At 36.8% G+C, this 14,066-nt stretch carries 12 protein-coding genes and 1 pseudogene; 5 read left to right on the forward strand and 8 right to left on the reverse strand.

Annotation, left to right across the window (positions count from 1 at the left end):
- Positions 1-34 precede the first annotated feature (34 nt).
- The 3 genes from OPR60_RS05965 to OPR60_RS05975 form a co-directional block, all read right to left on the reverse strand.
- Positions 35-847 (reverse strand): transposase, encoded by an 813-nt coding sequence (locus OPR60_RS05965; protein WP_265040287.1) that lies wholly within the window; start codon positions 845-847, stop codon positions 35-37.
- Positions 848-1,018: 171 nt separating this feature from the next.
- Positions 1,019-1,771, reverse strand: a complete 753-nt coding sequence (locus tag OPR60_RS05970; protein ID WP_265039650.1) for an IS5 family transposase — start codon at positions 1,769-1,771, stop codon at positions 1,019-1,021.
- 338 nt (positions 1,772-2,109) lie between these two features.
- Complete coding sequence (locus tag OPR60_RS05975; RefSeq protein WP_265040250.1) at positions 2,110-4,926, reverse strand: WPE palindromic element domain-containing protein; 2,817 nt, start codon at positions 4,924-4,926, stop codon at positions 2,110-2,112.
- Positions 4,927-5,026: 100 nt separating this feature from the next.
- Here OPR60_RS05975 and OPR60_RS05980 point away from each other — a divergent pair.
- Positions 5,027-8,251: pseudogene (locus OPR60_RS05980) on the forward strand (phosphoribosylformylglycinamidine synthase subunit PurL).
- Between the two features lie 47 nt (positions 8,252-8,298).
- Here OPR60_RS05980 and OPR60_RS05985 read toward each other — a convergent pair.
- The 4 genes from OPR60_RS05985 to OPR60_RS06000 form a co-directional block, all read right to left on the reverse strand.
- A complete protein-coding gene (locus OPR60_RS05985) occupies positions 8,299-8,457 on the reverse strand; it encodes a hypothetical protein (RefSeq protein ID WP_265040252.1) in 159 nt (52 codons plus the stop codon).
- Positions 8,445-9,197, reverse strand: a complete 753-nt coding sequence (locus OPR60_RS05990) for an IS5 family transposase (RefSeq protein ID WP_265039828.1) — start codon at positions 9,195-9,197, stop codon at positions 8,445-8,447. Before OPR60_RS05990 ends, OPR60_RS05985 begins: the two co-directional genes overlap by 13 nt.
- 222 nt (positions 9,198-9,419) lie before the next feature.
- Positions 9,420-10,175, reverse strand: coding sequence for an SDR family oxidoreductase (locus tag OPR60_RS05995; protein WP_006279711.1), 756 nt, complete (start codon positions 10,173-10,175; stop codon positions 9,420-9,422).
- The gene (locus tag OPR60_RS06000; protein WP_065094475.1) at positions 10,162-10,977 is read right to left on the reverse strand and encodes a YihY/virulence factor BrkB family protein; all 816 of its coding nucleotides are present in this window, start codon (positions 10,975-10,977) and stop codon (positions 10,162-10,164) included. Before OPR60_RS06000 ends, OPR60_RS05995 begins: the two co-directional genes overlap by 14 nt.
- A gap of 134 nt (positions 10,978-11,111) precedes the next feature.
- Between OPR60_RS06000 and OPR60_RS06005 the strand changes: the two genes are divergently transcribed.
- From OPR60_RS06005 to OPR60_RS06020, 4 genes are all read left to right on the forward strand, one after another.
- Positions 11,112-11,432, forward strand: coding sequence for a TrbC/VirB2 family protein (locus OPR60_RS06005; protein WP_015589492.1), 321 nt, complete (start codon positions 11,112-11,114; stop codon positions 11,430-11,432).
- A gap of 20 nt (positions 11,433-11,452) precedes the next feature.
- A complete protein-coding gene (locus OPR60_RS06010) occupies positions 11,453-11,767 on the forward strand; it encodes a TrbC/VirB2 family protein (protein WP_265040253.1) in 315 nt (104 codons plus the stop codon).
- 20 nt (positions 11,768-11,787) lie between these two features.
- On the forward strand, positions 11,788-12,144 hold the full coding sequence (locus tag OPR60_RS06015; RefSeq protein WP_265040254.1) for a TrbC/VirB2 family protein: 357 nt from the start codon (positions 11,788-11,790) through the stop codon (positions 12,142-12,144).
- A gap of 196 nt (positions 12,145-12,340) precedes the next feature.
- Complete coding sequence (locus OPR60_RS06020) at positions 12,341-13,153, forward strand: transposase family protein (RefSeq protein WP_406829791.1); 813 nt, start codon at positions 12,341-12,343, stop codon at positions 13,151-13,153.
- Between the two features lie 127 nt (positions 13,154-13,280).
- Here the strand turns inward: OPR60_RS06020 and OPR60_RS06025 are convergent, their stop codons facing one another.
- Positions 13,281-14,033 carry an IS5 family transposase gene (locus OPR60_RS06025; protein ID WP_265039632.1) on the reverse strand — a complete coding sequence of 251 codons (753 nt, stop codon included), beginning with the start codon at positions 14,031-14,033 and terminating at the stop codon, positions 13,281-13,283.
- Positions 14,034-14,066 lie beyond the last annotated feature (33 nt).

A 14,066-nucleotide genomic window follows, 5' to 3' on the forward strand; every position in this document is an offset into this window, starting at 1 on the left:
AAAAGGAAAGGAGGGTGAATAAAATCAAGGTTAACTAAAAGGCGTGCTTAAGATTTACAATACCAGCAATAATATTGAACCTCAAGTTATATTTTTTCTGAAAATTGCGATAAACATTCGACATAATCTTAAATATCTTTATCTCTCGGATCTTATTTTCTACTCTCATTCTAAATGATGCTAACCTTCTATTATGCTCTTTCTGCTCTGGAGTTAATGGCTTTTTACGATACTTTTTATATGGAATTATAACATTGCTTTGCAATTTTTGCCAACCTTGATATCCAGAATCAGCATGTTTTATGCTATCAAGTGGTAAATATTTTTCTTGTTTCCTTATGCGAAAATCACTAATTCTACCACGGTATGACTTTGACACTGATAAAATTCTTCCTCCTTCTTCGATAATAATCTCAGTTTTCATAGTGTTGGTTCTTTTTTTTCCTGAATATGATTTCTTCCGTTTTTTACTATCTTCTGGCCTCTGTATTTGCTGTTCTGTAACATCAGCCAAAATCTTCAGTATTTTTTCTGGCGTCATACTTCTATCTTTTGTTATAGTCACTTTTTTGGCGAGTAATGGCTCTATTCTCTTAAGTAACCTACATACATTTGCGTTGTGCACATTGAATAGGCATCCTAAAAATCTATGTGTTATGTAAGTGCGATAGTACAAAATTACGCAAAACAACTTATCTTCCAGAGTTGGTAGTTTTGATCTTCTACCATGACACTTTTTCTGTTTTTCAAGTTTTTTCCATCCAGACCTCACTTTTTCTACTACTTTTTCGAACTCCTCTATACTTAAACCTGTTATATTACGAAAGTTTCTTGGGTGTTTTTTCATATTATAGTAACTAAAGCTCATTTTTTTTCCTTACTTGATCTGCTTATTCTTCTTCTACCCCTCTCACATCATTTTTTCAATCACCTTTTGCAGCAGGTCTTTTAGCAATTTTAATAGCATTCTCAAACCTAGAAAAAGTACCTTCAATATCTAGGCTCTGTGGACAAAATTTTAGAGAAGCCATACAAGAGCTCCAACAAAATTGAGAAAACCAATAAAAACCTCAGCAGTTTTATCAAATCTGGAAAAAATGCGCCTAAAATTTTTAATTTTACCAAAAAAACACTCAATCAAATGACGTTCTTTGTAGATATGCTCATCGTAATACCTTTGCACTTTTCGATTCCGTTTTGGCGGAATAACTACTGTACATCCCTTGTCTTCAAGACTTGTAACAAAGGCATTGCTATCGTAGCCCTTGTCAGCTACTACAGTAGAGTTATAGATACTTTCGGTCAACACTTGTGCCTGCGTAATTTCATTTCTTTGACCAGGAGTCAGAGTAAATTTAAGTGGATTTCCAAGTGCATCGACAAGCGCATGTATTTTAGTTGTAAAGCCACCTTTGCTCCTCCCTAAAGCTTCTTGATCCTTGGAGTTTTTTGTATATCCAGATGAACATGGATGGGCTCGGATGATCGTACCGTCGATTATAGCAACTTCTAAATCAGGCTCTTGTTTAGTATATTCAAGCAATTTTTTCCAGACATCTCTTTCACACCATCTTTTAAATCGCTTATGTATACTCCTGTAATTACCATAAGTTTTTGATAAAAGTCTCCATTGGCAACCACTTCGCACTATGTACCACACTGCCTCTATGAATATTCTTAAACGTTTTTCATCTTTGCTGTGCATTCCTTTTACGCTTTTTATGAACTCTAAAATTTGTTTCCAATTTTCCTCTTTGATGTAATATTGCATATGGTAGTTTCTCCATTTTTTACCTATTAGGCTAAACTACCATCTTTTTCTCTCTTTTCATATTTTTTGTCCACAGAGCCTAGATCCCAGTGTCTGGGCACTGGGATGACAAGAAAGAGGCTACTTGGATAACAGAAGAAGGAGGCTACTTGGACAACACCCTGACAACCATCATCCCGCTACGTGTTAGCGGGATCTGGAAATACCGCGGCGGTATGACGTAGGACTGCTGTCATTCCAGTCTGGAATCCAAAAAAGGATGATGTCATCCCAGTGCCAAGCACTGGGATGACACCCTTTTGGATAGAAACCAGTGTCAGGTACTCGGATGACACCATTTACAACCACTCTCCTACCCTTTCTAGCTGTTTATAGCTGTTAAATCTCAGGAATTTATCGAAATATGGAGAGGCAATAAAGGGAATAGCATCTCTTAAATAATTAGATAAAAAATCTGGCAGATCATTCTGAAATTCTTGCATTTTTTGTCTATAATTTTGTATAGAAATAACTTTTATTTTATCATAATCAAGTTTCCAATAAGCAAGTTCTGAGACTTCCCTTCCGGTCACATACTCTACCGCTAAAGCTTGCAAAATTAATTGCGGAAAAAACCCCGACATCACTTCTTCATTGGAAGGTGGTGAACCAAGCTTATAGTCTATAATTGCTACTTGCCCACTTGGTAGATACTCAACTCTATCACATCTTGCTGTCAGTAAGATTTCTTGAGGGATAAGATCTCTATTTGTCATCCAAGCAGTTTCATACTGATCACAAGAACCAGCGTCACGCGCTGGAATATGAAATATCGGACAGGAAAAGCTCTTTTCCAACTCAACATAGTTGCTTCGAGTTTCATCAAGTTCGACAAAAGATTGAATTACCCTCTGTAGTCTTACCCACCACATATTTGAAAAATTAAACTGACTAGTCGAGAATGCTTCTCGTGCAATGCTCATTGGCGATTTTTTGTTGCGTAAATATCTTGCAAGAATGTTGTGTACCATAGTGCCAAATTCCAATATCGATGGCTTAAAATTCAAGTCTCTTAATTGTTTAAGACCCAGTATATATTCAACGTAAAATGAATAAGGATTACGAATTAGCTTTTCTATTGCACTGCAAGACATCACCTGCATTTTTTCTTTTCTAACTTCGGTTTGAGGTTTTGGCATAGGCTGAGTACATAGAACAATACATTCAGGCGTATTTAATATCCTTAGCCAATCACGATACGGCTGCTTCCCCTCCTTGAGCAGAATTTCCAAACGCTGCAATAGAATTGGCTTTCTATGGCTTAGCGATCTTGTAATATAAACCTTACTTGCACAAAACAAATTGTGTAAAGTATAAAAAAAATACCCCTGCTCTTCTTGCGCAGAAGGAAGATTAAATTTTTCTCTCGTAAGTGCATTCAAAAGCGGACTTTGAAAGCTTGGCGCTTCATTAAATCCAGCAAGTATTACAACTTTGTTGTGATATAAGCTGAATTTATTCAAGTCACTTGCTACAAAGAAAAACTCTTTCTCTAAAAATAAGGTCAGAATTTGGCTATATAACTCTAAGGAGCATTTAATTCCTACACCCTCACATGCATTTGAGAAATTACAGGTAAAATTACCTATTTCACTATTTAGCTCTGAAAAATTTATACCAGATAATATATTAATACACTGCAAATGAGTTGCTACCACATCGAAAATAGAGCAATTTATAGAACGAAGTAAAGGATTAAATATAACCTCTAACTTACTGATAATAAGTAATATATCTTCTTTGTATTTTAGCTTTTTATGGGCATTGATAGCATTTATAATATCGCTCAGGCCATTTGTACTAAAGTTGCGTAATATCTCTATTTCAAATTCAGATAAAATCCGAGTGTACTCTTCTTGAGTGTAACCAAAAGTCACTAGCCTATGTTTAAGGAGCGAAAGTAATGACACACTGCTCCAATTTGAGGTCAAAACTTCGATACTATAAAGCAGAAGCGTTATATAAGGGTAATTTTCCGGTATGGCACTGTGTTGCCTTGATAAACATGCTATACGAGCTGCAAGTAATTTATCAAAGACGACCAAAGAAATGTTTTCATAACCTTCATTTTCTATAATTAATGATGTCACTTGTGCTTCTTCCTCTCTGGAATCACAAGTGATGACTTCAATATTGCCAACATGTCCACTACTAACTTTGCTTAGATCGGCAGTTGTATCAAAGATGCAATCAAGATATTCCGCAGAACCTCCTGTCATCCCAGCCCTTTCTTCTGTCATCCAAGTAGCTGACACTGGGATCCAGTTTTCATTATACAGCCACCTGGTGCGCTCATTTAAAGTTAAGTTTTCTGGATCCCAGTGTCGGGGCACTGGGATGACACCAGAACACGCTTCTGGCAGAAAACTAACATCCCTTCTATCCACTTTTAAATAATCGAGCAGATCTCTCAGGCAATATTGATAGTGTTTTTTATCAAGCGATTTCCAGTCTTTCTCTTTAATTTTCAAATTCAGGTTAGGCAAAATTATTTTTCCAAATGGCAGATCATATATAACCTTGATCAACGACTTATCCTTTCCAATTCCAACAAAGATTATATGTTGGTCTTTTTGTAAAGAGGTTATCATATTGTTTATGTAATCACTCTTATGTTTTAATATATCTACTACTTCTAAATCTTTTAAAGTTTTACTCCAAGTCTCAGTGAGTAAGCTTATGAAATTCTCTATTTTTTTTGAATGTTCATCAAATTGATAACAATCCGTTGTTTGGGTAGATTGAATTTTATCAAGCAGTGATGGCAGACTATAAGCTAAATCAATTGGAAAATTATCATTATTTTTTCTATTCCACTCCAATATGAATTGAATGAGTAGCAGCGTCCTCTTTGTTGGATTGATAACTTTAACTCTATCAAGATTTAATATTAAATCCTCCTCATCGATGTTCTCTAGCGAAACTATCTCTGGCAAAATTATGCATTTTTTAGCGTTATAATTCTTGAATGCACTCAGCAGCGCTATCACATCCCTCTTGCAAGGAAGTATGATCTTTACTTCAGGAATTTTTTCTCTTTCATATTCAGAAAATATGTGCTGAACCAGCACATCGAAAAGGGATTCATCCACATTAACGGTAAAAACTCTTCCCACTAACAGTAACAATTAATACAATACTTTTATTGTATAGAAATTATTCAAAATATAAACGTGCTTGTATGCTATTATATATTAAAATCTTTTATAACATTACATGACAAACATCAGAATAGAAGTTTTAAATAAATGTGAGCAAGTTGGCTGCAGATGGTTAGTCAACGTTTACTCGATTTATATACACAAAGAATTACCACCAAAATTATATGAAGAAATTTGTGGGCTATTTTATAATAAAGTCATACAAGACTGCCGTTATTATTCCTACAATGAAAACCTTGAAGAAGTTCAGTATGATTTCATAGAACCACAAGCAAAGTGGGGCTTGGAGATAAGCTTTTTACCTGGCATGACTGACAATGTGGGCAACACAGCAAAACAAATTATTACAGAATATTTAATAAGCAAAGGCTATATCGATCCATCTGTCATGCAAATTTCCCCCTCTGTCATTCCAGCGCGCGACGCTGGAATCTATAGATCCCAGTGTCTGGGCACTGGGATGACGGACGAAAGGGCTGGAATGACACCAATTGAGATTAAGGCAAGAAGTTCAAAATTGATTTTGGGTAAAGGAAGCATGCCAACTGAAGATGACATAAAACAAGAATTTAATCCTATCACTCAGTATTGCACACTTATCTGTAAGAACTATAGCTGGAAATATTATGGTAAATACAAAGCAAACTCTTCAGCGCTCTCTTACTTGTCATCCCAGTGCCCAGACACTGGGATCCAGAAAAAAGATGTAGATTCCAGTATCAGCTACTCAAATGACACCATTAATGGCAAAGCCAAATCTGTTAACTTAAATGTGAGTGACCAAGAACTTGAGAAAATCAGCAGAGATGGAATCGATGGTAATGGCACTTTAGGGCTCTCGCTGGCAGCAATGAAAGCTATAAAGGATTACTTTAAAAAACTCAGTAGAAATCCATATGATATTGAACTTGAGTCTCTGGCACAGACTTGGTCTGAACATTGTAAACACAATATTTTTTGCTCCCCTATTGATGAAATAAAAGATGGCCTATACGCACATTATATAAAGCGTGCAACGCGTGAGATAAATTCTGACATATGTGTGTCAGTTTTCTCCGACAATGCCGGAGGAATAATTTTTGATGATGATTACTTGATTGTAGATAAAGTTGAAACCCACAATAGCCCTTCGGCACTTGATCCGTTTGGTGGAGCAATGACCGGAGTGCTTGGAGTTAATCGTGATATAGTGGGTTTCGGGAAAGGCGCGGAGCCTATAATGAATACCTATTATTTCTGCTTTGCCAAAGAAGCAAAAGGCAAATTTTATAGGGACAAGGAGCGTACCGATGAGATTTTACCGCCAAAATATATAATGAAAGAAGTGATTCATGGCGTTAATGTTGCTGGTAATTGCTCTGGTATTCCAACACAACTTGGATCGGTATATTTTGACGATAGATTTTGTGGAAAGCCGTTAGTCTTTGTTGGCAGTGTCGGAATTATTCCGCGCAGTATAAATAATGTACCTTCACACATCAAAGGGCCTAAAAACGGCGATAAAATCGTAATTATTGGCGGAAGAGTTGGAAGAGATGGAATTCACGGTGCAACGTTTTCTTCAGAGGCTTTGTCGGGAAACAGCCCTTCAACGATTGTGCAAATTGGTGACCCTATAACACAAAAAAAATTATCCAATGCCGCCTTGGAAGCAAGAGACCTCGATCTTTATAATGCAATAACAGATAATGGAGCAGGCGGTCTATCATCGTCCATCGGTGAAATGGGAAAAGATGGATTTGAAGTTGATTTGAGCAAAGTTCTCCTTAAAAACGATGGTATGGCTCCATGGGAAATATGGATATCAGAATCACAAGAGAGAATGACCTTAGCAGTGCCAGAAGAAAATCTCCCTATGTTTAAACAAATCATGAAAAAACATGATGTGGAGGTTTGTGTAATTGGAGAGTTTAACGAAAGTGGTAAAGCTGTTGTTAAATGTCCTGAAGGGAAAGTAATAATGGACATCGAAACTGAATTTCTGCATGATGGTAATCCCAAAGTGCATTTACAGACAAAGCCGTGGACTGGAGAATCTAATCGATCTGCTGTCATTCCGGAACCCTCTCCTGTCATCCCAACACTCTTCCCTGTCATCCCAGTGCTTGACACTGGGATCCAGCAGGCTTTGCCTGCAAACGTCTTATGCCAAAACCCATACGATGGTGGAGCTGAGCGTGAAATGGATTCCAGTGTCAGCTACTTGCATGACACCTTTGAACTAAAAGAAATGCTAAGCAGACCAAACATACGCAGCAAAGAGTTCATAGTGGTGCAATATGACCATGAGGTTCAAGGGTCGTCAGTGCTGAAACCATTGCAGGGCAAGGGAAGAGTGTGCAGTGAAGCTATTGTTTCAAGGCCAATCCTTTCTTCAAATAAAGGTGTTGTAAAATCGCAAGGGTTTGGCTCGAGTTATGGGGAAATTGACACTTACCATATGGCAGCATGTGCGATTGACACTGCCATACGCAATTACGTAGCTGCAGGAGGAAATATAAATCATCTAGCGTTGCTCGACAATTTTTGTTGGTGTGATGCTTATAATCCAGAAAGGTTGTGGCAACTAAAGAGAGCCGCAGAGGCTTGTTACGACTTTGCAACTGCATTTAAAACACCATTCATATCCGGAAAAGATAGTATGTTTAACGACTTTAAGGGATATGACGAAAATGGCGAGAAAGTGATGATATCTGCACCACCTTCACTACTCATTTCAGCAATTGGAGTTATAGAGAATATTGAAAATGCAGTATCGCTTGATGTGAAAATGCCGGGGGACTTAATATATGTGCTTGGAGAAACACTTGATGAACTTGGTAGATCTGAATATCAATTATACAGTGGAATAGATAATAACAATGTACCAAAAGTTGATGCAAAGAGCGCTAGGAAGTTGTATGAGCGTTACAACCAGGCAATAAAAGATGGCATAATTGCCTCTGCAATTGCACCAAACTTAGGCGGATTAGTTGTTGCTCTGGCAAAATCGCTAATTGCAGGAGACCTTGGTGCTGAAATCGATCTTTCACTAGTGCCAATAGGAAAAATACAAAATACAGACATAATAAACAAGATAATAATGTTTTCTGAATCGCAAAGTAGAATTTTGGTTACTATTGCACCACAAAATCAGAAGAGGTTTGAAGAATTGTTTGAAGGTGCAGTTTATTCATGTATTGGCAAAGTAACAGAGAAAAAGGTGCTAAACATAAAGGATGTTTTAAAAGTAAATCTAAAAGATTTGGGAAATAGTTATTATATAGCTAAAGTGACTTAGGTTTACAGACGATTTGATAAACGACAAACTCGTCATCCCGCTGCTTGTTAGCGGCTAAGAGATACCGCGAATGAATCCACAACTGTACGAACGTTGTAGTTTGGGAGCAATTCCCACCAGTGGGCCAGTGCCCAGACACTGGTTCTATGCAACTTAATTAAAAACGTTTGTTTTAGGCTCTGTGGACAAAATTTTAGAGAAGCCATACAAGAGCTCCAACAAAATTGAGAAAACCAATAAAAACCTCAGCAGTTTTATCAAATCTGGAAAAAATGCGCCTAAAATTTTTAATTTTACCAAAAAAACACTCAATCAAATGACGTTCTTTGTAGATATGCTCATCGTAATACCTTTGCACTTTTCGATTCCGTTTTGGCGGAATAACTACTGTACATCCCTTGTCTTCAAGACTTGTAACAAAGGCATTGCTATCGTAGCCCTTGTCAGCTACTACAGTAGAGTTATAGATACTTTCGGTCAACACTTGTGCCTGCGTAATTTCATTTCTTTGACCAGGAGTCAGAGTAAATTTAAGTGGATTTCCAAGTGCATCGACAAGCGCATGTATTTTAGTTGTAAAGCCACCTTTGCTCCTCCCTAAAGCTTCTTGATCCTTGGAGTTTTTTGTATATCCAGATGAACATGGATAGGCTCGGATGATCGTACCGTCGATTATAGCAACTTCTAAATCAGGCTCTTGTTTAGTATATTCAAGCAATTTTTTCCAGACATCTCTTTCACACCATCTTTTAAATCGCTTATGTATACTCCTGTAATTACCATAAGTTTTTGGTAAAAGTCTCCATTGGCAACCACTTCGCACTATGTACCACACTGCCTCTATGAATATTCTTAAACGTTTTTCATCTTTGCTGTGCATTCCTTTTACGCTTTTTATGAACTCTAAAATTTGTTTCCAATTTTCCTCTTTGATGTAATATTGCATATGGTAGTTTCTCCATTTTTTACCTATTAGGCTAAACTACCATCTTTTTCTCTCTTTTCATATTTTTTGTCCACAGAGCCTAGAAAACTTAACTTTAAATAAGTGGCTGCATAATAAAGACTAGATTCCAGACTGGAATGACACCGAAGGGGCTACTTGGATGACACCCTTTTGGATGGAAACCAGTGTCAGCTACTTGCATGACACCCTTCCTAGTGTAATTTATTCGGGAGATTTGCTAAGCGGTAAGATTTTTCCTGATATGCTGCAGTCTTCAGAAGCTAATTCCACAAATTTATCTGTTAGTTTATCAGGTGACACCAATTCAGATCCAGGAAATGCCTGCTCACTACCCACAGGTCCTTCCGTGTATACAGCATTTACACATAATTTTGTATGTTTTGTCTCAGATGCATATATCTGCACCATTATTTCTAGTGCAACTTTACTTGCAGCATACGGCATCCAATATGGATAAGAGGAAGGAGAAAGTGTCACTTCTGAGGTCATGAATATCGCTCTTCCAGCATTAGACTTTTTTAGCATTGGATCTAAGTTTTTTAGTAAGTACCAATTGGCAGTAAAATTTGTATTCATTACGTTCTGTAGCTCTTCAATCTCACAGTCATGAATGGGGTTCAGTTTGCCTAAAATTCCAGCACACGCAACTAATATATCAAGTGCTCCAGATTCTGATAATTTCAGGCTTTCTATCATGTTTGTCAGTATCTTTACATTCTCAAAGTCTAAAAGATCAAGCTGAATTAGTTTCACAGAGCCTTCTTTAAATTCTTCAAGCTCTTCAATTTCATTATATAGTGGCTTGAGATTATCAAGAGATCTTGAAATCAGAATCACACATGCACCTTCTCTTATAAACCTTTTTGCAACAGCAGAGCCTATTCCACCTGAAGCTCCGGTGATTAAAGCTACTTTACCTTCTAACTTACCCATTTCTTTCTCCTTAGCGAGATCCATTGAAATATTTTAGCTGAAAATTGAATTTTGCTCCATATATAAAAATCAAACTTAGCATATAAAAAAATAGTAATGACACTACCACACCACCTAAACTTCCATATATCAAATCCAGTTGGTCAAAGGAAGCTTTTAAGTATTGCTTAAAAGCTGAAGCAGAAATCGTCCAAAGAATAACAGCTACACAAGATCCGGGAAATACGTCTGATAAGTTTTGTTTTATGTTTGGCAACATAAAATATAGCCAAGAGACTATCATAAAAAGTACAAATTCAATAAGTAAATACCTAGTATAACTTAGTCCCTGATAGGAAAAATCAATTAGCATTGGCACTAATGTAGAGAACACTATAGTTAGAGTTATAATAAGCGTGATCACTAAAAATTGTAATATACTGAGTACCCTTCTCCATATATAAGGCGGCGAAACCGGAATTTTATAAGCTTTGTTCAATACTGTTCTTAGCCCTTCAATTGTTGACGAGGCGGTCCAAACAGCACCTACAATTGCTAAAGTTAGTAAGCTTTGCGGCGGGCCTGATATTATCTCCCTAATGCGTGGCATCAAAGATGATAAAATATCCTGTGGCATGTTATCAATGATAAATACCCAGCCAATGTTATACTGGTCTAAGAAACTTGCGAATGTTGACGCCACAGCCATTAAAACGATGAGAAAAGGAAATATTGATAACAGAATTAAAAATGATAAATACCCTGCGTGCTCCACCCCATCGTTATGAATTGTGTCAATCAAAGCGCGGTAAAGGCAATAAACAATACCGTAAAATTTCTGCAGCATGTAATATAAACGAACCAAGAAAAGTATTCTAAATGAAATAAAGGATACTTTTAAGCAAAAAATCCTCACCATTTACTTAAATTTAACCAAAGTGAAGGATAATCCAGCATTAAATAGAAATTATCGGAGGCGTAATGAAAAATTTTCTTCTACTTGTGGCTTTAATTCTCTCCTTTGCATTTGATGCAAATGCTGCAAATACTTTTGTTGATAAAAATGATACAACATCATCAGTGATATGCAAGATAATAGGCTATACTCATGGCATAGGTGGACCAATGATCACAATAGTGATAATTGGTGCAGCGTTGCTTGCAATATTCGGTAGAATGCCGTGGCCAGCGCTTTTTGCACTCGGTGCATTCACTGCTGTGTTTTTTGGCGCTCCTGTAGTCGTTTCAAAAATAACACCAGGAGGTGTGATTTGTAAAGACGGTGCAGTAGCGGATAAGTAATAGAAATTATTGGAGGCATAATGAAAAATTTTCTTTTACTTGTGGCTTTAGTTATCTCCTTTGCATTTGATAATGTTTTTGCTAGCAGTGTTACTGATGACGCAACGTCAAACACAATATGCAAAATAGTAGGCTATACTCACGGCATAGGTGGACCAATGATCACAATAGTGATAATTGGTGCAGCGTTGCTTGCAATATTCGGTAGAATGCCGTGGCCAGCGCTTTTTGCACTCGGTGCATTCACTGCTGTGTTTTTTGGCGCTCCTGTAGTCGTTTCAAAAATAACACCAGGAGGTGTGATTTGTAAAGACGGTGCAGTAGCGGATAAGTAATAGAAATTATTGGAGGCATAATGAAAAATTTTCTTTTACTTGTGGCTTTAGTTATCTCCTTTGCATTTGATAATGTTTTTGCTAGCAGTGTTACTGATGACGCAACGTCAAACACAATATGCAAAATAGTAGGCTATACTCACGGCATAGGTGGACCGATGATCACAATAGTAATAATTGGTGCAGCATTGCTTGCAATATTTGGCAGAATGCCGTGGCCAGCGCTTTTTGCACTCGGTGCATTTACTGCTGTGTTTTTTGGTGCACCTGTAGTTGTTTCAAAAATAGTACCAGGCGGTGTGATTTGTAAAAATGGTGCAACTGCTTGCCCTGATGGTACCAACTGGGATATAAGTACAGGAGCGTGTAAAAAATAGGCGCTGCAGATTTAGAAAAGCATTAGCTAAACGGTGCTTCTTAAAGGAGCACCATTATTCCACAATTGTATAAATGTTGTCCAAGTGAATAACACTAGACCTGCTGCAAAAGGTGATTGAAAAAATGATGTGAGAGGGGTAGAAGAAGAATAAGCAGATCAAGTAAGGAAAAAAAATGAGCTTTAGTTACTATAATATGAAAAAACACCCAAGAAACTTTCGTAATATAACAGGTTTAAGTATAGAGGAGTTCGAAAAAGTAGTAGAAAAAGTGAGGTCTGGATGGAAAAAACTTGAAAAACAGAAAAAGTGTCATGGTAGAAGATCAAAACTACCAACTCTGGAAGATAAGTTGTTTTGCGTAATTTTGTACTATCGCACTTACATAACACATAGATTTTTAGGATGCCTATTCAATGTGCACAACGCAAATGTATGTAGGTTACTTAAGAGAATAGAGCCATTACTCGCCAAAAAAGTGACTATAACAAAAGATAGAAGTATGATGCCAGAAAAAATACTGAAGATTTTGGCTGATGTTACAGAACAGCAAATACAGAGGCCAGAAGATAGTAAAAAACGGAAGAAATCATATTCAGGAAAAAAAAGAACCAACACTATGAAAACTGAGATTATTATCGAAGAAGGAGGAAGAATTTTATCAGTGTCAAAGTCATACCGTGGTAGAATTAGTGATTTTCGCATAAGGAAACAAGAAAAATATTTACCACTTGATAGCATAAAACATGCTGATTCTGGATATCAAGGTTGGCAAAAATTGCAAAGCAATGTTATAATTCCATATAAAAAGTATCGTAAAAAGCCATTAACTCCAGAGCAGAAAGAGCATAATAGAAGGTTAGCATCATTTAGAATGAGAGTAGAAAATAAGATCCGAGAGATAAAGATATTTAAGATTATGTCGAATGTTTATCGCAATTTTCAGAAAAAATATAACTTGAGGTTCAATATTATTGCTGGTATTGTAAATCTTAAGCACGCCTTTTAGTTAACCTTGATTTTATTCACCCTCCTTTCCTTTTTTTTATCGCTTGATTCGCAGCAGGTCTACTGAGATCCGGGAATTTTTATAAACTGATAGGATGACAAATTTACTAGGCTCTGTGGACAAAATTTTAGAGAAGCCATACAAGAGCTCCAACAAAATTGAGAAAACCAATAAAAACCTCAGCAGTTTTATCAAATCTGGAAAAAATGCGCCTAAAATTTTTAATTTTACCAAAAAAACACTCAATCAAATGACGTTCTTTGTAGATATGCTCATCGTAATACCTTTGCACTTTTCGATTCCGTTTTGGCGGAATAACTACTGTACATCCCTTGTCTTCAAGACTTGTAACAAAGGCATTGCTATCGTAGCCCTTGTCAGCTACTACAGTAGAGTTATAGATACTTTCGGTCAACACTTGTGCCTGCGTAATTTCATTTCTTTGACCAGGAGTCAGAGTAAATTTAAGTGGATTTCCAAGTGCATCGACAAGCGCATGTATTTTAGTTGTAAAGCCACCTTTGCTCCTCCCTAAAGCTTCTTGATCCTTGGAGTTTTTTGTATATCCAGATGAACATGGATGGGCTCGGATGATCGTACCGTCGATTATAGCAACTTCTAAATCAGGCTCTTGTTTAGTATATTCAAGCAATTTTTTCCAGACATCTCTTTCACACCATCTTTTAAATCGCTTATGTATACTCCTGTAATTACCATAAGTTTTTGGTAAAAGTCTCCATTGGCAACCACTTCGCACTATGTACCACACTGCCTCTATGAATATTCTTAAACGTTTTTCATCTTTGCTGTGCATTCCTTTTACGCTTTTTATGAACTCTAAAATTTGTTTCCAATTTTCCTCTTTGATGTAATATTGCATATGGTAGTTTCTCCATTTTTTACCTATTAGGCT

This window comes from Wolbachia endosymbiont (group A) of Trypoxylon clavicerum (genome assembly GCF_947251665.1).
Classification (GTDB): Bacteria; Pseudomonadota; Alphaproteobacteria; order Rickettsiales; family Anaplasmataceae; genus Wolbachia; species Wolbachia pipientis.